The following is a 20,526-nucleotide window of genomic DNA, read 5'->3' on the forward strand; positions in this document are numbered from 1 at the left end:
GCTCACTCACTACACCAAGTACTTTCCAATTTCCTCGCTCACCGTATCATAGCTCTTAGCCTCCCGATCGACATCGACGACCTCTCCTACTATTTCCAATTCTCGGAAGACTAGGATCCGATTCGTCATTCGGACGACCTCAGGCAGGTCGGAAGAGATCACGATAATCGACTTCCCTTCCTTCTCAGCCAGGTCCCAGATAAGCTTATGGATCTGCTCCTTAGCACCGACATCGACTCCTACCGTCGGCTCATCGATTATCAGAATATCGCAATCCGCTGCCAACCACTTGCCGATGCTAACTTTTTGCTGATTCCCCCCGCTAAGAGCTCCCACGTATTGGTCAAGACTCGGAGTCTTCACGCTCATAGCGGCCGCCTGGGTCTGAGCGATCCCGCCCTCGATCAGCTCATCGATCTTTCGAGTCACTGCATTTCGGATACGTGGCCAAACGGGAAGTGTGATATTGGAAAGGATGGGATCATCCAGCAGCAAGCCCTCTTCCTTTCGGTTCTCCGTCACATATCCAATCCTGTAAGTGTAGAGGCATTCCTCCACGCTCCCGATCGAGACAGGTTCACCTCGTACAAATACTTCTCCCGTGTCCCTGTGGTCTTCTCCTATCAAAATGCGGGCTAGCTCGGTGCGTCCGCTCCCGACCAAACCGTAAAAACCGAGAACTTCACCTTTGTGCAATTTGAAGGAAGAACGCTTCGCTTTGCCTTCGCGGCAAACGTCTCGCGCTTCGAGCACAACTTCGGAAAAATCGGGATGCAGAAGCCCGAGATGATCAACGCTGCAACTCCGACCGATCATCATACTGATCAACTCCTCTTGCGTCAGGCCTTCGATCATCCGTTCTCCGATGAATTGACCATCCCGCAGAACGCTAACCCGATCGCACATCTCAAACACTTCTTCCAGTTTATGAGAGACAAAAATCAAGGCGACTTCCTCTCGTCTTAGGTCTTCCAATACACGAAACAAACGCTTTGCTTCATGCTCCGTAAGCGAACTGGTCGGTTCGTCGAGCAACAGCACCCGCACATCAGCCGACAGGGCTTTGGCAATTTGGATCTGCTGCTTCTGAGCGGCACTGAGCCCGGCCGCCATGGATTCGGCTTCGACTTCCAAGCCCACCATTTTCATGTATTTGCGAGCCTCGCTATAAACCGTTTCCCAATCGATCACGCCCCAACGATTGGCATTCAGCTTATCGATCATAATGTTCTCGGCCACGGAAGCGTCCGGAATCACATGCAGCTCTTGGTGCACGATCCCGATCCCCTTTGCGAGGCTGTCACGGTAATTCTCGAGTCGAATCGTTTGCCCATCGTAACGGATTTCGCCCGAATCAGGTTTGTGAATACCGGTCACTATTTTGATAGCGGTACTCTTTCCAGCTCCGTTCTCCCCTATCAAGCCATGGATTTCCCCTGCCCGAAAATGGAGCGACACATCATCGAGAGCTTTTACGCCCGGGAAAGTCTTAGTTATGTTTCGTAGCTCGAGCACGAGAATCCTCCATTTCTTTCCTATGGTTGGACAAGATATCGTCCCTTCAGCTCCGCGACGATCTGTTCCGTAACCTGCTGGATTCCGGATTGAAAGTCATCGACGTTGTCTTTGGTCACAACGACCGACCCCGAGTCGATAAACTGGTATGGCTCCACAGGTTTCCAGCCTTGCTGCATGAGATCGATTAAAGCGCAGGAGATGTAACCGTGACCAAATGGGTTTTGGGCTAAGGTCGCGTCGACATAGCCAAGTCGAATCGCCTCCAATACTCTTTCATCCGTATCTAGGCCCACAAAGTGAATACGCTTCGTGCCACTCTTGGCATTTCGCTCCGAAAGCAGGACCGAGGCAGCAACAGTCGTCGTATATCCCGTACATACGACTCCGTCTACTTCGTCGCCTCGAGCCACCAACGCGCTCTCGATTTTTTCGCGGGCCTTCGCTTCCGTGGTAACGTCACCCACCGTTTGCACGATCTCCACTCCAGGATACTTCGCTACCACCGCCTCGATCGCCGCCTTGCGTACCGGGGTATTGGCATCCGTTAAAGACTCCAGCACGTTGAGGATTTTTCCGTGTCCCCCCATCAGGCGAATCAGCTCTTCTGCTGCCTGGGACGCTGCTTGTCGCGTATCGGTCGCCACAGCGAAGGATGCAGCGGACCCTTCCATGGGCTCCGCTCCGTAACAAACAACCTGTCGACCGCCGTCATTTAACCGGGCGAAAAGCCCTTTGGAACCTGCAGGGTCCACTGGATAAATTGCGAAGCCCTGATGCCCGAGCGTATACATAGATTCTACGTTCGTATTCACATTTGCCTGAGTGCTCTCTTGTCCCACCACCACTCGAACTCCCGTGCCGGTGTCTTCTGCATAGGCATAGCCTCCTTCGCCCACTGCGTTGCAATAAGGGTGCGGGAGCGGGAGATAGAGTACGATAGGTTCAACAGCGCCTGAGGAATACTCAGATTGATACCATTTTATACCCCCTAAAGTCGCCGCCAAGCAGGTGAGAATGACGACGAGAAAGACGTTGTTCCGAGACATCACTACTTGTTATCCAGAGATCAACCCTTCGAGTCCGTACCGCTCCAAGAGTGTAGCGATTCTAACTGGATTGCCTGTCTTCGAGGCTTCTTCCATAGCCTGCATTACCGCTACCGTCACAATCCCCTCTCGTGCGTCAGGCGTGGGATGTTCATTATTTTGAATACATTGGGCGATGTACTCGATGTAGCTTTGATACTCGCCTGCGTGATGTGAATGCCCGCCAAATCGAAAATAGTAGTCATCCATATCCTCAAAGGTCTCCATCGAGGAAATACCGTTCAATTTATACGCATAGCGTAAATCGTAGTAGTCAGCCTGACTGGTCCCGTTGTCACACCGCAGGATACAGCTCATGTTGCTGTCTCTACAGGTTGGAACCACTGGGCAAGAGTAGGTCCCGCTCACTCGAGCCGGAACTCCATTTGCCCCCTTTAAAACATAATGGAATGTATCCGGATGCTTTAGACCGAGATCTCGACCATTCTTGCTCAGATGAGCATAGCCGTATACCTCCTCAATTTCTGGCAAATACCAACGTACCAAATCTCCCGGGTGACTTATTGCCCCGTAGAGCCATTTGAACGCGTCGTTGCGAGCCCATTCTTTTTCGAGGAACCAACGATGATCCGCATGATAGTAAGACTCGATGGATACAAGTTCCCCGAAATCTTCAGCAACATAGTGTTCTCTCTGCCTTTTAAATGGCGCGAAAAACCGGGAACTTTGCCCCACTAGCACCTTACACCCGCTGCGTTCGACTGCGTTCAATACATCCTGAGCACGCTCAAGATTATCGATAAAAGGTTTGGTGCAGACAACATGCTTCCCGGCCTCGAGTGCCTGAATAACGTGATCAGCATGCAAATGATCCGGAGTATAGATGCCAATCACGTCGATAGCGGAATTCTCCAACATTTCGCCATAATTCAGTGTATAATTCGACAAGCTAAACTCTCTACAACGCTCTCGACAAAGCTCTTCGTTTCGGTCGCACAGACTGACGACCTGCCACATATCACTCCTTACTCCAGCGGAAATAATGCTCCGTCCCTCACCAAGACCGAGGACGCCAAGACCAAGTTGGCCTTCTTTCTTTTGTAAACTCATGGTTTCTAACTCTTTGGTAAAATCGCTTTTTCGTCTGCGTAGGCTCGGGCTAAAAGAACCACCGGGTGGACGACTTCTGTTTTCGCATCGCCGGCTTTCAGCCCGTTTTCGATGTGCAGGTGGCAACCTGGATTTCCGAGCGCTAGTACGCTGGCGCCGGTATCCTCCACGGCCTCCAACTTCTGTCGAAGGAGCTCGTTCGCTGTATCGGGCTGGGTGATACTGTAGATCCCCGCACTGCCACAGCACCGATCTGAATTTTTGCATTCGGTAAACTCGAATCCTGGAAGGCTCTTCAGAATCTCTCTTGGTTGGGCAGTTATCTTTTGTCCATGGCACAAGTGGCAGGCTTCGTGATAGGTAAGCGTTCCTTTCTCTGCCGGGTCAGAGATTCCGCTAGGCTTCCGGAATCCGATCTCTACCAGCCATTCCGAAACATCCTTTAACTTCCGACTCCATTCTTTTGCTGCTTCCGCGTATCGGGTATCTTCGGACAGCAAACGATCATAATGCTTCAAATGTGACCCGCATCCCCCAGCGTTGCTTATGATGGCGTCGAACGCGAAAGGATCGATAGCATCGATCTGCTTTTTCGCCAGATCGACAGCGGAATCGTGATCTCCATTGTGAGCATGTAGAGAACCGCAGCAGTGCTGCAATCGCGGGGTATAGACCGCACACCCGTTTTCGAGCAGAACGTCCACCGTGGCTCGATTGACATCGCTAAAGGTTAAAGACTGCACACAGCCCGTCAAAACAGCGACCCTATATCGTGTTTCTCCCGACGGCTTTTCCCACTCTTCGATCAGTTCATCCGAGAACTTATCCTGCATGCGAGGAGTATTAGGCTCCAGAGCCTGCATTTGCGGACTGAGCAAAGTCGTCAGCCCCCATTTGCGAAATGATTCCTGAGCACCAGAATTCTGATACAAACGCAGGATCCTCCCCACGAAATCCAAAAGTCGAGGCTGCTTGAACAAAACCCGCATCGAAAAATACCGAATGGCCGATCGAAGTGGGGTTGACTTCACCCCGCTAGCCTCAACCTCAGTTCGAGCCGTTTCCAACATGTGCACATAATCGACACCCGCTGGGCAGGCAGTTGTGCAAGCAAGACATCCGACGCAATAGCTCATCTCGTCTGCAAACTCTTCGTCCAGATCGAGTTCTCCATCTGCGATCGCTCGCATCCAGGCAATACGTCCTCTGGGCGAGTTTCGCTCCCGTTTGGTGATGGAGTAAGTCGGACATGTCGGTAGACACATTCCGCAATGCATACACTGCTGCAGAACGGAGTAATCGAGATTGGCCAATTTCGTCTCACTCATCGGCGGGTCCTCCCGTTAGCAGTATTATCATCGCCAATACAGATACCCCGTGGTGCCGATCTGATTTGTGAAGTCCCACCATGCTAAAAGATCTTTCCAGGATTTAGGATGCCCATAGGGTCTAGGCTCTTTTTTATCATCCCCAAAAGGGCGTAGCTATCGCCCCCTAGTTGCTGCTCTAGAAACCCCTTCTTGGCCAAGCCCACGCCATGCTCTCCCGTGATAGTGCCCCCGAGAGATAGAGCGTAGTCGAAGATTTCCTTCATAGCCTCCTCTACTCGATGCATCTCCTCTTCATCTCGCTCATCGGTCAAAAACGTTGGATGCAAGTTCCCGTCTCCAAAATGTCCAAAGGTCGCAATCTCCAAACCCGTGCGAGCCGCTAGGTCTTGAATGAACCGTATCATCTTTCCCAATTCGCTTCGCGGTACCGTGGCGTCTTCCAATATCGTTGTGGGCCGGATGCGTGCCAGAGCGGAAAACGCACTGCGACGCGCGGTAGCGAGTTTTGCTGCCTCGACTGGATCCGAGGTTCGAACAACTTTTAGAGCTTCGTTCTGCTTAGCTATTTCCTCTATTCGTGCCGCTTCGTCCGCAACCGCCGCTGAATGTCCGTCCGACTCGATCAGCAGCACTGCATCGGCATCGAGTGGCAAGCCGACTTTGGCGAAATCTTCCACACACTGAATCGTCTTGCGGTCCAAAAACTCCAAGGTGCAAGGAATGATCTGGTTAGCAATAATCGCAGACACGGTGTCCGCGGCCTTCTCCATTCGGTCATAAGTTACCAGCAAAGTCTCTCGAGCACCTGGTTTTGGCAACAGTTTCAGCAGCGTCTTTGTGATGATGCCAAGCGTGCCTTCGCTACCGATAAACAGATCTTTCAAATTGTAGCCGGCCACGTCCTTAACGCACTTGTTGCCAAGCCAACAGATGGAGCCATCCGCCAGCACGACCTCCATTCCCATCACGTAATCACGGGTAACACCATACTTGAGGCCGCGTAAACCTCCGGAGTTCTCCGCCACGTTTCCGCCAATAGTGCTTACCTTCATCGAGCCGGGATCTGGCGGATAAAAGAGCCCCGCCGACTCAGCGGTTTCGAAGATCTTTTGAGTCACTACACCCGATTCCGCGAACAGAGTCAGATTCGCCGTATCCAGCTCCAAGATACTGTCCATTCTTAGGAGGCAGAGAACAATACATCCCACCACCGGTACGCTGCCACCGCTTAAACCGGTGCCGCTTCCGCGGGTCACGATTGGCGTCTTAAGTCCTTGGGCTAATTTGACCAATGCCGAAACCTCTTCGCTATTCGCAGGAAACACGACTGCCGCAGGACGCTGCTTTAGAGTGGCTGTCCCATCGAAGCCATAGGGATAAACATCAGCTATCTTGGTCAGCACATTTTCTGTACCTACGATTTCCTTCAACCTCTTTTCTAACTCGCTCATTTTTTATCACCCTCACCTTCTCTCGAAAGACCACTCCCGTCATCGACAGGATTACGACTCCAAATATTGGCCAAAATGGATCCTGAAATATTCATCCATGGACTGAATACGGCGGAAGCGAGGCCCACAGTCCCAAGCTTACCCATAGCTCCTGCCAGTCCGGAAGCCATTCCGCCATTCTGCAGCCCGACCTCTAACGCCATGGCACGGGCTGAGTTTTTGTTCAGGCCGAGAGCTCTGCTAAACCAATACCCGAGAACATACCCAGAGGTATTATGAATCACCGCAGCGAGGAGGAGCAGCAGCCCAACATTCATAAGATGATCCCGCCCCGCCGCTGTTGTGACCGTAGTGAAATACACAATACCAAACATAGAGGCGTATGGCATCCAGTCTTGGACTTTCGGGCAAATTAGCCGAATAACATGATAAACGACCCCGAACACCACCGCTGCCGCAAAAAAGCCGATTATTCCGACCGAGGCTAAGGCGGGAGCTCCCAGGGTGTCCGCAAGCCAGTCCCAGCCCCCAAAAGCGATAAAAGCCAACCAAAGAGCACAAAGCAGGGCGAATCCTCTCACACGCAAAACCTGCGAAGAGGATGCTTTCATAAGGTAATCCGCCAAAAATGCGGATCCTATGGGGGCCAGCACGATCTTCACAATCGAAGTCATCATGCTGAGAAATTTAACCTCCACCATGGTCGAAGCATAAAACTGCATCAGTATAGGCGTCATCAGCGGAGCGGCAATCGTTGCCACGGCAGTCACCGTAACAGACAGGGTCAAATTCGCTCTGGCGATGTAGGCCATGACGTTTGATGCCAGACCACTCGAGCAAGAACCGATCAGGATAATTCCCGCCGCAATCTCGAGTGGAAAATCAAATACACGCGTCAGTAGCCATCCCATAGTGGGCATAATGGTAAACTGGCAAAGCAAGCCCACCAGCACGCCCTTGGGCGAGCGAGCGACGCCTTTGAAATCCCTCAAACTCATCTGCGTCCCCATGCCAAACATCACAGACTGCACCACCACGAGGATGAGCCACTTGTTTCGCATATCGAATTCACCGACGTGCAAAAAGGTTTGCGGATAAACCATCCCACCTACCACGGCCGTCACGATCCATGCCGTGTATTGGTAGCCGCTCAAAACAGGGATCGCCCCAATCCCAAAAGCGAAAAACACCGCCAACAAAAAGCCACAAGCGGAAGCAACCGACAATGGGAAAGCCTCGCCCAACGATGCCGCCAATCCGATGAGACAAGCGAGTGCACAGAGGAGACTTAGTTTTCGGGGTAATAACATAGGTCTGTTTTTTAGGGGGCAAAGGGTTGGGGCAACGAGACTAGCGGATCAGCTTCGCAAGATTTGGGACAAATACTCCATCGCGATGGGTGGACTGGCGAAGATGGGCGTCCTACGATCTTCCGGAGATAGCGTATCCACAACGCGTGCCATAGACGCTTGGGCCAGCAAGATCACGTCGACTTCTTTGGCGAGGGACTTCAGGGCATCGGCCACTTTCTGGTCATGGGTAGCCGCGTCGCCACTCATCAAGGCCTCAAACGCTCCCTCGCAAAGCGATTCTACAAGCTCGATCTTTTTGCCAGCGATCGCGGCCCGACGAACCACAAGATCTGCAGTAGGTCCAAGTGTAGTCGGTAAAGTCGCGATCACTCCAATCCGCGTTCCTGCCGCCACGGCTTGATCGGCCATAGGCTGGTCGACGCGTAACACCGGCACGCCTGTCAATTCGGCCGCTGCTTCCACTGCCTTTCCAATCGAGGAACAGGTTACCAGGATATAGTCAGCTCCCGCAGCAGCAGCAGATCCGACGTGCTCCACTACGCGACGGGCCGTCGCAGGGGTAAGTTCACCCTTGGCGATAACATCTTTGATCAGGCTATCATCTGCGATGTTAAACGTATCCACAGAAGGAATATGTTTCTTACAGAGTTCCTGAAAAATGGGTACCAACGTTGCGGATGTATGGACTAGGCCTAGCGTCTTCTTTTTCATAATTTCCTTTTCTCTCAAAGCGTTCCATTCGCCACCTGACCGAAGTAATTCTCCGCTCCAACTTGGCCTCCTTTGAAATTAATTTCAGCCCCATTCAAACAGGGATCCTGCGAATAAACTCGGCAAAGCGGAGCGCCGGGAGACAAAGGTGCAATCATTTCGACCGCTTCGATTCCCATTTGCCTCGCTGCGTAACTTGACGAATCTCCGCCAGCTAAGAGAACCCGCTTCAAGTTCGCTTCCGCGACACAGCGTTTCGCGATCTCACCTAATGCCTTGCCAAACAGTTTACCTGTCTGGCTTTTGAACGTTTCTAGAGTCATGCCGGATCGCAAAAACGCCTCTTGCGTGCGGGCAAGTCGTGCATCTTCTCCACCTCTTGCAGTATGAACAACTACCGGACTCCCAGAGCGAAGGCGAGCCACAGCTCCCTCGATCACACGGTCCTTCTCCGAGGTGGAATCCTCCGCATTCGCAAGTCTGCTGGTATCGAGAGCGACTTCAGCAAAGCCATTCTCTAAAGCCCAATCTATCTGACCGCTTGTAACCGGCGAACAACTACCGGACACTACTAGTAGATTCGTAACGGGATCCACCGCTGGAAACTGAGTTATCGGTACCAGAGAGCCGGAACGTTCCCACTCCCTTCCCAAAGCCATTTCCACGCCGGAGGAGCCCACGCTAAAGAGCGTGTCGCCTATCCTATCGGCTGCCCTCTCTAAAGCGCCACCGATCATACCGAGATGACTCTCGCTGAGCGTATCGATAACAAGAACCTGCTCTCCTCCTCTTTCTTCGGAAAATTCAAACCCAGCCTCGAGTTCTGGGAAATCGACAACGCCAATTTCCAACTCGGTTTGCTGAGCCAAATGCATAGCAAGGTTGGCCTCTTTCATAGGTGTTACCGGATGACGGCTAATCGACGGGTGACGATCCAAGCGGTAAACACGACCAGTGCTTCCGATCCCCATTTTTGCATACAAATTGCCAAAGCTAACATAACGGCCTAAAGCCGGAGCCCCCACAACCACAGGGGTTAACTTGTTTTTGAATACACTTCTTCCGGTTTCGATTGCTCGTCCGATGTTTCCTATCTCCGGCGATGAATCGAAGGTGGAGCAAACCTTATAATGCAAATGCCGTGGCTCGAGTTTCTTCAATTCCGATAAATCTGCCCGCAATCGCTGCTCCATCGGACCGGGAGCCATAGAGCGAGTAAGACCCGCTACGCCTACGGCATCCAAGTCTGGAAAACGCTGCAGCTGCTCAGGACTCGGAGGTTCGACAAAAAGAACCGCTCTCGCTCCGGCACGCGTTAGAAATTCAAGCGCGTCGGTCGAGCCTGTAAAGTCATCGGCATAGTAGACGATCTTTAGTTTGGATTCTGCCTCAGGCATAGGAACCGTCTCAGCCTAATTTGCCTCCAAACTTTTCAACCGAAGCCCCAAACTCTGGATACGCCTTGGCAGCCTCTTCCAAAGACTGACCGCCAACTGCCGCTAGCCAAGCTTGTTGCAAAGCCTTAACTCCACCGCTCGGCCCACCCGGGTGGGCCATGATGCCTCCCCCCGCCATGTAAAGCAGATCGACCGTTGGCACGCGTCGGTAGGTCTCGAACGCTTGTCCGCCCCATTGCCCCGAAGAGACAACCGGCAAAACGCTGTAGCCACCGAGAAGCGGCTTGGAGCAGGCTTCCATGGAACGGGTTACGGAGTCGTCGCTCTCCCAGAACTTATTGGCAATCCCGTTTACGTGGATTTGGTCCACGCCCGCTAAGCGCCAAAGCTTCTGGTAAGCGGGAAACTCGATGCCCAACAGCGGATGCCTGTTCATCATTCCCCAGCCATTACGATGCCCATGGATCGCCAGCTGGCCAAGATCACAGATCTTCTTAGCGCCTGCAAGACCGACACTATTCAAACTGATCATGGCACAAGTGCCGCCCGCTTCTACGACCGCATCGTAGTTCCGCATCATTTGGTCCATCTCGTCGGACACGTTGAAAGCGTACATGATCTTCTTTCCGGTGCGTTCCGCGTGCTCGTTGATTACCGCCATGATGGCAGATACGCGCTCCGCAAAAGGAGAATTCGCGGAGCTCGAAAGCAATTCATCATCCTTGATGAAGTCGATACCCGCTTCGACTAAAACCTTGACCAAGTCCGCGGTATCGCTGGGTGAAAGCCCCACACTTGGCTTGATGATCGTGCCAATGAGGGGACGGTCATAAGCTCCTGTCAGTTTACGACACCCTTCCACTCCAAAGGCTGGCCCGCGGTATTGAGACCGAAACGAATCCGGCACCTCTATGTCCATCAGCTTTAAGCCAGTGAACTGAGTCAGCTCGTAAAGGTTTCCCTGCAGGGTAGAAACCATGGTCGGCAGATTGTATCCAAAATTTTCAATAGACCAAGAAACCCGTACCTTTGCACGGCGATAGGAATCGAAGCTAAGCTTCTCGCTCGGAATGCTTGGCCGATCTACCGTATCCAGTTCTTCAATAGCCTCGACTCTCGCCGCAAATCGAGTCTTAAGCTCCTCCGTTTCTCCGGGAACCGAGACGAAGGTGCCGGAAGATTGTTCCCCCGCTAAGGTGGCGGCAGCCTTTTCAAGCGGGTAAGGAGTCTCTATATAATAATCTGCAGTGACTCGCTCCATTAGGTCGCAACCTTTCCTGCTGCACGCATCGCGGACCGTTGAACCGAAATCTGGTAGCTACCAGACACCGCTTCATAAAGAAGCCAGCCGTCTCGCTTTTCTAGCAAATCGAGTCCCTCGGATTCCACTGTTTCCTCCTCAGCTGCTGGTACCCAAACCGTTGCGCTCGCGTTGGCGGGAATCGTGAAATCCCAATTCCAAGTTTCATCGGATAAACGCCACGAGCTCTTATACAGACCGTTAACACTTCGGTAGCTCGCCTCGACCCAATCAAGCCCTTGGCAAGGATACGGCTTAAGCTTCGCTTTGGAAAAGCCGCATGCAGTGTGATCCAATTCTATGCCGGCTACATGGCTGTACAACCACTCTCCCACCGAACCGAGCGAGTAGTGGTTAAAGGAATTCATGGTCGGTTCGAAAAACCCATCCTCCTCTGTCCAGCCATTCCAACGTTCCCAGATGGTGGTGGCTCCATGCTTTACTGGATACAGCCACGAGGGATAGGTGTCCTGCAGAAGTAGTTTGTAGGCGACCTCTGGATACCCTGCTTCGGTCAGCACTGGATTTAGGAAACGGATTCCCACAAATCCAGTACTCAGATGCCAATCGAGCTTGTAAATATTCTCTACCAGGCGAGCCGCAGCCGCGTCTCTTAGCTCCTCCGGCAAGAGGTTCATAGCGAGGGCAAGCAGATAGGCAGTCTGCGTTTCCACCGTCATGCTTCCATCCTCGTTTACGAACTCGGATTGGAAAGCGGCTTTTACCTTTTCGAAGGTTTCCTCAAATCGCTCCGCTTCCGCATTCTTTCCAAGCGAACGAGCCATCTCCGCCATCATCGCCGCATCGCTGGCCCAATAAGCGGTGGCCAAAAGGTTCTTCATGGGAGAATGGGTACGAAATTCGCGATCCGAGGGAATGCACAGCCAATCGCCGTAATTGTTTCGCAGATCGTTCAGGCGCAAATAGTTGGGATTCGTTCGCTCGAGGTAATCCAACCACGCGGTCATCGCCTGCCAATGCGATTCAACCATACGGGTGTCGCCGTAAACACGCCAAATGGTATGAGGGATTATGATACCGGCATCCGCCCAAGCGGCTCCCCCGATCAGGTCGTCGAGGCCGATAAAATTCTCTCCTTCCCGCAAACGCGGAGCGGTGTCGGGAAAGATCCCCTCCTCGGTCTGGGCGTCTTCGACATCCACCATCCACTTGGTGAAGAAGCCAGCCACGTCCATATTGTAGGTCGCGGTACGCAGGAAGATTTGCGCATCGCCCATCCAGCCGAGGCGTTCATCTCTCTGAGGACAGTCGGTCGGAACCGATAGAAAATTGTCCTTCTGAGACCATAGCCCGTTTTTCCAGAGCCTCGTCACATCTGGGTTCGAGCACTTGAACTCTCCTGCCGGAGGCGTTCCGGAATGTATCACGCAAGCGGTTACGCAGCTACCCTCCTCAGGCTCGGCTAAGCCAGTCACTTCAATATACTGGAAGCCATGGAAGGTAAAGCGTGGTTGCCAAAGCTCTTCGCCGTCGCCTTTGCAAATATAAACATCGGTCGACTTCGCCAAACGGAGGTTTTCCGTGTAGAGCGTCCCGTCTGGTTTGAGTTTTTCTCCAAAACGGATCTGGATCCGAGTCCCTCTTGGTTGGCGGACCTTCAGTCGCGCCCAACCTGAAATGTTTTGCCCAATGTCGAAGATGAATACGCCGGGCTCTATCTCATTCTTGGATAGAGGTTCGATCGTTTCAATAATCCGAACTGGCTCAGAACGCTGAGAGCAGAGCTCTACTGCGGGTGTCTCTACTTCAAGAGAAGAAAGCCAGCCGGCATCATCAAAATCCGGAAGACTCCATCCATCATGCTCTCGCCGGGCGTCGTAGCTTTCGCCCATCATAAAATCGGAACTCAGAATCGGACCTGTTTCGCAACGCCAGGTCGAATCGGTACAAATCGTTTCAACCTTGCCACCTTCGTATTCGATTTCCAACTGCGCCGAAAAACTATTCTGCAAATCTCCGTAACGAGCTCGGGTTTCCTGCCAACCAACATAGCCACTCCACCAACCATCTCCCAAAATGACGCCAATCGCGGATTGTCCGGCGCCCGAGATGAGATCAGTCACATCGTAAGTTCGGCAGTGGATGCGGGTATCGTAATCCGTCCATTCGGGAGCAAGCAGATCTTTCCCCACCCTTTTTCCGTCGAGCTCTACTTCTACCAGACCTCGAGCAGTCACGTAGAGCGTAGCCCTAGCGGGAGCGCCATTTACCGGAAAGCTCTTGCGAAACTGGGTCGGCGTTCCGCAATCCTTGAGAGTTGGAACTGTCGCTTCCTCATCCCGTTCGATCACTTCAGGGTCCGCTGCTATCCATTTAGACAACCATGCCTCTTTTCCCAATAGTCCCATCGTCCACATCGCAACCGGCGAAATGTGAGAATGCCCTAGCTCATCCTCTACCAGGACTCTCCAAAAACAACGATCACGTGAACCGAGAGCCTTTCCCTCGTATTCAATCTGGGAGACAACTTCGCTCTGTACAGTGCCACTATCCCATAGGTCCGCAGTCACAAGCTCTAAAGCCTCTTCAGTGGAGGCGACTTGAATACGTCGGCTGACTTGCTTAGCGCCCCTGCGACCACATTCCAGCGTGTAACTGAGACGAGGCTTTCGTTCATCCAAACCTAGTGGGTTGGACAGGTATTCACAACGAAGATTGTCGATTCTGAAGCCAGATGACATAGGGTAAGAGGTGATTCAGTAATTGGATTTAGACGGTCCGAGGCAGTCGTTCCTCAAAGATCAACAGAACTCTATTCTTCGTGAGCATCAGGCTTAACCCAAAGGATTGCCGTGGAGAACCATAGCACCATGCCAACAGCCATGAATATGTAATGAGTTTCGGTTTCCATAACCCCCGAATAAACTAAAATAGCGGGCAGCACCGAAAGAGTGAGTCCTAAGTACGATACGATTTTTAAAAGATTCATAGGGATTACTTGAAATAGACTGTGGAAGGTTTGGAGAAATTTTGCTGCAAGGCACTGCACACAGTGTAGAGAACCACCGCGAGTATCCACGCTGGTAATACTTGCATGAAAAAGTCTGGTTTGTAGTGGGCCAAGAAACCGGGTAAAACGTCGTTGACCCATGCAAAACTAGGATACGCCTCTTTCGCGAAAAGGAAGAAGCAGACAATGAAAGACCCGAACCAACCAACCATCGCGGGCCAACTAGCGAGTAGCTTTCGCTTTTCCGCCCAAAAGCGGGTCAGGCCCAATTTTGGGAAGACCCAATAATCAAAGAAAATAAAGGCTCCCAGCGGCATGAAAAAGAGACCGTAATAGGCGACGATCTTATCGAGGTAGAAAGTGATCGCCGGGATACACGCAGCTACCATCATTCCGATCCCTGCGTACATGGTGATCTTCCAGCGGCTCCAATTCGGAGTCGCCACCTGGAATGCCAAGCCTGCCCGATAGAGCGTCGGATTCGCAGTCGACCATCCGGCAAGCACCACGCAAACGAGCCCTGCCCAGCCAGCGCCCAACCACGCGATATTGCCCGGAGTGGGATTTGCATCCGCTCCATTGGCTGCGAAGAATGCGGCGCACATGATTCCCGAACAGATCCAAGCGATGTAGTGCCCGATGAACATGCCGAATGCGGAGGCGAAACCATACTGCCACTTTTTCGCGTATCGAAAAATCGTTACATCCCCCATGCCCATGTGCTGCGAGATATTGCAAAGCCATGCAAGACCGACGCAGCTCCAGAAGCCGTACTTGGATACTCCCGGTGTGGGAACACCGGTCCAAATTTTCTCCCGAGCCGCCTGCATGAAATCACCAGGACTGTGAACTCCCAAAATTGGCAAACTAGCCAAGGCTCCAGCGATAAAAACAAACGGCATCCAAGGGGCGCAAATCTTGGCAAAATGCGTCATCTTCTCGAATCCCAAGATGGCGAGCGCCGAAATGACCGCTCCCACGAAGACAGCGATCCCGATCCAAGGAAGACTCGGAAAAATCTCCCCTGCCGCGTAATTCGGGCTGTCGATTCCAAATGGATGAGCGATGGCTGTAGTGGATACACTGACCATCGACCCCGCTAGCACGCACATGATCAGAGCAAACAAGGCGGAGTACAGGACCGTCGCGTAAGGACCAGCGATTTTCCGGATTTGCCAATAGACGGTGAGTCGCTCCTTTACTGCGATCGGGGCGCACATCAAAGCCCAACTGAGCACCGCTAGGATATTCCCCACCAACAGGCCCACCAGAGCGTCAAAGGCGGAAACCCCGTGAACCACAAGCAAGGTTCCTAACACGAACTCAGTACCCGCCACGTGTTCGCTGGAAAACATGGCGATGAACGACTTGGCGCCGTGCAATTTATCTTGAGAGACAGGTTCTCTCTCGAATTCGTTAACCGCGTCGAGTCGATCGACTAAGGTTTGTTTCGGGGATTCAGGATTGCTCATTTAGAGAGGTGATGGGGCTTTTGTAATCGAATAAAAAATACGGAAAACTACTTCGCTCTTAGCCAAACAGTCATATCGGTATCGCCTCGGTTCCCCCACGCATAGTAGGGAACCAATTCGAGTTCGATGGCTTCCGGCTCGGAGGCTACGGCCTTGCGATACAAGCTGGATTCGTCCCATTCGGGACTTTTCATATTCCACGCGGGGAGCGTAAGGGCCTTCACAGTCGTGTTCTCTATCTCCTTTTCGGAAAAGGCTACCCCTTGGGCTGCGGTCTTTAGGTCCAGAGCGACGTCCATGATATCGACTCCTTCGGGGAGGTCATTTGATTCCACGCAATAGACCAAGGGGCCGTATTTTACCGCGACTTGACCCAGCGTCTCTTCAACCAATGGATTCGATTCGTAGAGGCTGACTTCAAAGCCGATTTCCAGATTAACCACGTCTCCAGATTTCCACTTCCGAGCAAGTTCGAAGTATTGTCCGCCTTTAACGTTCTCGGCGACGACCTCGCCATTAACCGACACAGACGTCGAAGAGCTTTCCGCCCAAGAAGGGATACGAAGCTTCAGGCTGGTCTTGGACTTGGGAGCTTCTTCGATTTCGAGGGCGACAGAACCGTCCCATGGATAATTTGTCTTCTGGCTCAGCTTGATACGCTGTCCGTCTTTCCACTCTGTATCCAATTCGCTCGCCCCATAGAGGTTAACAAAGAGCGAACCCTCGGCGAGGGAGTAAACGTGGTTGTGAACTTCCGCGATTGTCCGGAGCACGTTGGGCGGGCAGCAGAAGCTAGACTTGATATTTGGCGCCCGATTGAGGGGCCAACGGAGTGGCCATTTATCCCGTTCTAGTTTGCGAAGCGGGTTCGCGTAAAAGTAATGAGTCCCCTCCAGACTGATACCTGCCATAACCCCATTATAGAGCGTTTGCTCGAAAAGGTCCGCGTATTCAGATTCTCCCGTCAAGGTTAGCATCCGCCAGTTCCAAAGGTTGTACCCGATGGTGGCGCAGGTCTCATTGTAGGCGGTGCTATTCGGCAGTTGATAGTCGCGGCCGTAGGCTTGGTGTACCAACTTGATAGAATGATGATCCTTGGATCCATCAGGGGAAGCTCCGTCGTACAGAGCTCCTGTCATACCCGTGATGTAGAGCTTTTGCGTGGCCACATCATCAGCGATTTTCTCCAGAGGATCCAGCAAGGTGCTATCTCCATTTTCCGCCACCACATCCGCTACGCCCGCATAGAGGTAGTTGGCTCGCACAGCGTGTCCGACCGCTTCAGTCATTTCGCGAAACGGAACTCGATCCTGATTATGGTCGCTGCCAATGTCTTCCGGGACCAAGCTTCGGATTTCGATCATTTGAGTTCCGAGTTCCTTGTATTTCTCGTCACCGGTTACTCGATACAACTCCATGACACCCATGTAATGGGAGGGGCAAATAGCATTGCGGGCCAAGTCTTCCGGAACTTCGCGGCAGAGCCCGTCGATGTAGTCCGCCGCTTTGATCGCCAACTTTAGCATGCTGTCTTTCCCCGTGACTCGATGATGCAAGCACGCAGCCGTGATGAGGTGCCCCATATTGTAGGTTTCGAAGTGCTCGCGATCAGCGAATTCCTTGGCCTGCTCTACACCCTGCCGTTGCGGGATAATCGTCTTGGTATGCAAATAACCATCTTCTCGCTGAGCCTTGCCCACCACCTCGATGATCATGTCCATCAGCTCATCAAGCTTAGGGTCCTGGGTCACGGCGTAGACATTCACCACCGCTTCGAACCATTTTAGAAAATCGCCATCGTTGAAAGGAGGGCCATGGAAATGCCCGTCGCGACCGTTTCCCATGCCAGCAGCTAACAAGTAGTTCGACCAAGCATGGCTTTCGTAGTCGTCCTGAAACAGCTCCCACATGTAAGGGATCATGGAGTCTTGAAGCACTTGGAAACGCTCTCCCCAGAAGCCTTGGCCCCAATGCACATCGTCGATGTCGACCATGTACATTTCCGCATAAGGTGAAGCTGAAGTATCGACCAGAGAACGTTCTCCGGCGTGGGAAGCGACAGCAAGGGCAAGGGACGAAGACAGGAATGAAATTCGTTTAAGCATAGGATCTACAGTCTGTTTTGTCAGGGTGACACAGACATCGCGTTTTGTGGGGGCACGGTGTCAGGTCAGGGGTTATACTTTGGATGCCGAAACTGTTTACACTACCTCTGGGGCAATGAAACAATCCGGCTATTTCAATTGGGTCGGGTACAAAAAATAGGGATCAACTACAGCTAAAGCGAATTATCCCCATGACAAGAATTTTATGAAACAGTGTTTATTTCACTCTATTTCACAACTTCAATTTCAGAATTTTGAAAATTTTCAGCGAGCGGGCTGCGAGGGGTTAACACGCTGGCAACCGCGTCTCTCCACTGCCCAAGCAGCTTCTCAACCTCCGAGTCCACCATGGAAGGCCGAAACCTCACCCCTGCGGCACGATTCAGGAAAAAGTCGGAAGGTTTCTCGAGCAGCCCCATCCCGATCAATCCGGATAGCATCGCTCCCATGGGAGAACACTCCGGCGTCGTAGCGATACCAATTTCCACGCCACAAAGATCGGCGGCAAACTGCATGAGGAAACGATTGGAAGTGGGACCTCCATCGGCGTTCAGACTTTTGAGCCTCAAACCCGCCTCGCTCTGCATGACAGAGAGCGCTTCGCAAATCTGATAAGCGATGGATTCCTGCCCTGCCCGCACCACATGCCGTCGGTCGCTTTGCGAAGTGAGACCCACGATACTTGCTCGAGCGTCTGCTCTCCAATAGGGCAAGCCAAGTCCTGTAAATGCGGGTACAAGGTAAACGCCTCCGTTATCCTCGAGTTCCTCAGCCATGGGCTCCATTTCGGAATAGCTCTGAAAAATCCCTAACTGATCCTTGAGCCAAGACAAAGTGGAAGCGGCGCTTATGATGATACCTTCGTAGGCATAGGTAGGCACACCGCCCATCGTCCAAGCCAAGGAGGTGACCACACCTTTGTCCGATCGCTTAAGCTCGGAACCGATGTTGAGCATGATCGAAGATCCGGTACCAAGAGTGACCTTAGCCGTTCCGGGCTCGTAACAACCTTGAGCAAAGAGGGCCGCCTGAGAATCTCCCATAACTCCACAAATCGGAAGTGGCTCTTGCAGCAAACCATCGAAGGTGGTCTCGCCAAATCGGGCCGAGCTATCACGTACTTCGGGCAATGCCTCGCGCGGCGTTTCCCAAAGTCTGCAAAGCTCGTCATCCCAATCTAGTTTTGCGATATCGAATAGCAGAGTTCGACTCGCGTTAGTCGTATCCGTCGCAAATGTACGGCCTTCCGTTAGGCGGTAGACAAGATAAGCGTCAATGGTGCCCACGAGGGCTTCACCCGACGCGATCATTTGTGCAACCTCCGGATTGTTGCGCATGGCCCACTTGAGCTTAGACGCCGAAAAATAGGCGTCGATCTTCAAGCCTGTCCGCTCTTCCACCATCTCGTTGAAACCATCCGCTACAGCGAGATCGCAATAACCGACCCCTCGACGGCATTGCCAAACCATCGCTTTGCAAAGCGGTCGGCCGGTTCCCTTTTCGAAGATCACCACGGTTTCACGTTGGTTGGCGATGCTCACGCAAGCGACCTCGCCTGCTTTCGCAGCGTCGCTCCCTAGCACTTTCGAAACAACCGCCAATGTATTTTGCCAGATCTCTTCCGCGTCGTGCTCTACCCAACCTGGTTTCGGGTATAGCTGAGCATGCTCGAGGGAAGCGCGTTCGAGGATTTCTCCGGTTTCAGAAAAGAGCAGCGCCTTCGTGGCGGAGGTGCTTTGATCGATTGAGAGGATTAGGGGCATGGAATCAGTAAAGGGTAAGGAGGCGGCTTCGCCCTAGGGGAGGCTATATCTTGACCAGCATTTCGTTAGCTGCGGCGACGAGCCCTTCCATCGATATCCCGTAGTGATGGAATATGTCGGCTTGGCTACCCGTCACGGTGTACTCGTCAGGTATGGCGACGCGCTTGAAAAGGCAGCTGGATGCTCCCGCTTCGAGTATCGCAGAGGAGCAAGCTTCGCCAAGCCCGCCGTTGACCATGTGTTCTTCCACCGTGATCACAGCTCCACATTCCCGAGCCGCCGCAACCACCGCGTCGGAGTCGAAAGGTTTGAGGCTGTGCATGCTAATGACGCGTGCCTCCAAACCACTCTCCTTCTTGAGAGCTTCGGCCGCTAGGTAGGCGTGAATCACGGCTTCGCCCGTGGCCACAAATGCGAGCTGGTCCCCTTCCCGCAGAACTCGAGCTTTCCCAAATTCGAAGGGCTGCTCCTTCTCTTTACCGAGATCGAACAAAGGAGCTTTTCCGAAACGTAGAAAAACGGGCTTGTCGAGGGCTGCAGCTGCGCGAACTGCGGCTTCTGCTTCGTAGTTGTCTGCTGGACACACGACATGCAAGTTATTGATCGCGCGCAAGACTGCAAAATCGTGCAAGGAATGATGGGTCGTGCCGAGGGCTCCGTAACTTACCCCCGAACTAATCCCCACCAACGTGACAGGATTGTCGGAGTAAGCGACGTCGTTCTTGATCTGCTCTAGAGAACGCGCGGTAAGGAAACAGGAAGGCGACACTGCGAACACTTTCTTGCCCGCGGAAGCCAATCCGGCTGCGATGCCAACTAGGTTTTGCTCCGCTATTCCCACTTCGACTAGTTGCTTTGGGTAGGCTTCACCAAAAGGACCAAGCTTGCCAGAGCCACGCGAGTCGCTAACTACCGCAACAACCTGCTTGTCGTCTGATGCCAGACTTTCAACAGTCGCCGCGAACACCTGCAGGTTCGCTTTCCCGAGTTTAAGTCCGAGACCCTTAGCCACTGCCTCCGCTTCGCTACTGTACATAG

At 52.7% G+C, this 20,526-nt stretch carries 14 protein-coding genes; all 14 read right to left on the reverse strand.

What is annotated here, in order from left to right; all coding sequences use genetic code 11:
* Positions 1-9: 9 nt before the first annotated feature.
* Complete coding sequence (locus tag H5P27_RS20155; RefSeq protein ID WP_185661927.1) at positions 10-1,515, reverse strand: ATP-binding cassette domain-containing protein; 1,506 nt, start codon at positions 1,513-1,515, stop codon at positions 10-12.
* 20 nt (positions 1,516-1,535) lie between these two features.
* Positions 1,536-2,564 carry a sugar ABC transporter substrate-binding protein gene (locus H5P27_RS18610; RefSeq protein WP_185661928.1) on the reverse strand — a complete coding sequence of 343 codons (1,029 nt, stop codon included), beginning with the start codon at positions 2,562-2,564 and terminating at the stop codon, positions 1,536-1,538.
* Between the two features lie 9 nt (positions 2,565-2,573).
* The gene (locus H5P27_RS18615; protein ID WP_185661929.1) at positions 2,574-3,674 is read right to left on the reverse strand and encodes a Gfo/Idh/MocA family protein; all 1,101 of its coding nucleotides are present in this window, start codon (positions 3,672-3,674) and stop codon (positions 2,574-2,576) included.
* 5 nt (positions 3,675-3,679) lie between these two features.
* Complete coding sequence (locus H5P27_RS18620; protein WP_185661930.1) at positions 3,680-5,002, reverse strand: (Fe-S)-binding protein; 1,323 nt, start codon at positions 5,000-5,002, stop codon at positions 3,680-3,682.
* Between the two features lie 83 nt (positions 5,003-5,085).
* Complete coding sequence (locus tag H5P27_RS18625) at positions 5,086-6,456, reverse strand: FAD-binding oxidoreductase (RefSeq protein ID WP_185661931.1); 1,371 nt, start codon at positions 6,454-6,456, stop codon at positions 5,086-5,088.
* Positions 6,453-7,766: a bile acid:sodium symporter family protein gene (locus H5P27_RS18630; protein WP_185661932.1), complete on the reverse strand. Its 1,314-nt coding sequence runs from the start codon at positions 7,764-7,766 to the stop codon at positions 6,453-6,455. Before H5P27_RS18630 ends, H5P27_RS18625 begins: the two co-directional genes overlap by 4 nt.
* Positions 7,767-7,814: 48 nt before the next feature.
* A complete protein-coding gene (locus H5P27_RS18635) occupies positions 7,815-8,480 on the reverse strand; it encodes an aspartate/glutamate racemase family protein (protein WP_185661933.1) in 666 nt (221 codons plus the stop codon).
* Between the two features lie 14 nt (positions 8,481-8,494).
* On the reverse strand, positions 8,495-9,877 hold the full coding sequence (locus H5P27_RS18640) for a four-carbon acid sugar kinase family protein (RefSeq protein ID WP_185661934.1): 1,383 nt from the start codon (positions 9,875-9,877) through the stop codon (positions 8,495-8,497).
* A 10-nt stretch (positions 9,878-9,887) separates the two neighbouring features.
* On the reverse strand, positions 9,888-11,138 hold the full coding sequence (locus tag H5P27_RS18645) for a ribulose-bisphosphate carboxylase large subunit family protein (RefSeq protein WP_185661935.1): 1,251 nt from the start codon (positions 11,136-11,138) through the stop codon (positions 9,888-9,890).
* Complete coding sequence (locus H5P27_RS18650; RefSeq protein WP_185661936.1) at positions 11,138-13,879, reverse strand: alpha-L-rhamnosidase; 2,742 nt, start codon at positions 13,877-13,879, stop codon at positions 11,138-11,140. Before H5P27_RS18650 ends, H5P27_RS18645 begins: the two co-directional genes overlap by 1 nt.
* Before the next feature lie 253 nt (positions 13,880-14,132).
* On the reverse strand, positions 14,133-15,620 hold the full coding sequence (locus H5P27_RS18655) for a purine-cytosine permease family protein (RefSeq protein ID WP_185661937.1): 1,488 nt from the start codon (positions 15,618-15,620) through the stop codon (positions 14,133-14,135).
* 47 nt (positions 15,621-15,667) lie between these two features.
* Positions 15,668-17,725, reverse strand: coding sequence for a glycoside hydrolase family 127 protein (locus H5P27_RS18660; RefSeq protein ID WP_185661938.1), 2,058 nt, complete (start codon positions 17,723-17,725; stop codon positions 15,668-15,670).
* 227 nt (positions 17,726-17,952) lie between these two features.
* Positions 17,953-19,488 (reverse strand): FGGY-family carbohydrate kinase, encoded by a 1,536-nt coding sequence (locus H5P27_RS18665; protein ID WP_185661939.1) that lies wholly within the window; start codon positions 19,486-19,488, stop codon positions 17,953-17,955.
* 43 nt (positions 19,489-19,531) lie between these two features.
* Positions 19,532-20,524 (reverse strand): transketolase family protein, encoded by a 993-nt coding sequence (locus H5P27_RS18670; RefSeq protein ID WP_185661940.1) that lies wholly within the window; start codon positions 20,522-20,524, stop codon positions 19,532-19,534.
* Positions 20,525-20,526 lie beyond the last annotated feature (2 nt).

The organism is Pelagicoccus albus, from assembly GCF_014230145.1.
Lineage (GTDB): Bacteria > Verrucomicrobiota > Verrucomicrobiia > Opitutales > Opitutaceae > Pelagicoccus > Pelagicoccus albus.

Bases quoted from the DNA above. Each gene is read 5' to 3' on its own strand.
- H5P27_RS18610 (WP_185661928.1), bottom strand. From the start codon at position 2,564: ATGTCTCGGAACAACGTCTTTCTCGTCGTCATTCTCACCTGCTTGGCG.
- H5P27_RS18615 (WP_185661929.1), bottom strand. From the start codon at position 3,674: ATGAGTTTACAAAAGAAAGAAGGCCAACTTGGTCTTGGCGTCCTCGGT.
- H5P27_RS18620 (WP_185661930.1), bottom strand. From the start codon at position 5,002: ATGAGTGAGACGAAATTGGCCAATCTCGATTACTCCGTTCTGCAGCAG.
- H5P27_RS18625 (WP_185661931.1), bottom strand. From the start codon at position 6,456: ATGAGCGAGTTAGAAAAGAGGTTGAAGGAAATCGTAGGTACAGAAAAT.
- H5P27_RS18630 (WP_185661932.1), bottom strand. From the start codon at position 7,766: ATGTTATTACCCCGAAAACTAAGTCTCCTCTGTGCACTCGCTTGTCTC.
- H5P27_RS18635 (WP_185661933.1), bottom strand. From the start codon at position 8,480: ATGAAAAAGAAGACGCTAGGCCTAGTCCATACATCCGCAACGTTGGTA.
- H5P27_RS18640 (WP_185661934.1), bottom strand. From the start codon at position 9,877: ATGCCTGAGGCAGAATCCAAACTAAAGATCGTCTACTATGCCGATGAC.
- H5P27_RS18645 (WP_185661935.1), bottom strand. From the start codon at position 11,138: ATGGAGCGAGTCACTGCAGATTATTATATAGAGACTCCTTACCCGCTT.
- H5P27_RS18650 (WP_185661936.1), bottom strand. From the start codon at position 13,879: ATGTCATCTGGCTTCAGAATCGACAATCTTCGTTGTGAATACCTGTCC.
- H5P27_RS18655 (WP_185661937.1), bottom strand. From the start codon at position 15,620: ATGAGCAATCCTGAATCCCCGAAACAAACCTTAGTCGATCGACTCGAC.
- H5P27_RS18660 (WP_185661938.1), bottom strand. From the start codon at position 17,725: ATGCTTAAACGAATTTCATTCCTGTCTTCGTCCCTTGCCCTTGCTGTC.
- H5P27_RS18665 (WP_185661939.1), bottom strand. From the start codon at position 19,488: ATGCCCCTAATCCTCTCAATCGATCAAAGCACCTCCGCCACGAAGGCG.
- H5P27_RS18670 (WP_185661940.1), bottom strand. From the start codon at position 20,524: ATGTACAGTAGCGAAGCGGAGGCAGTGGCTAAGGGTCTCGGACTTAAA.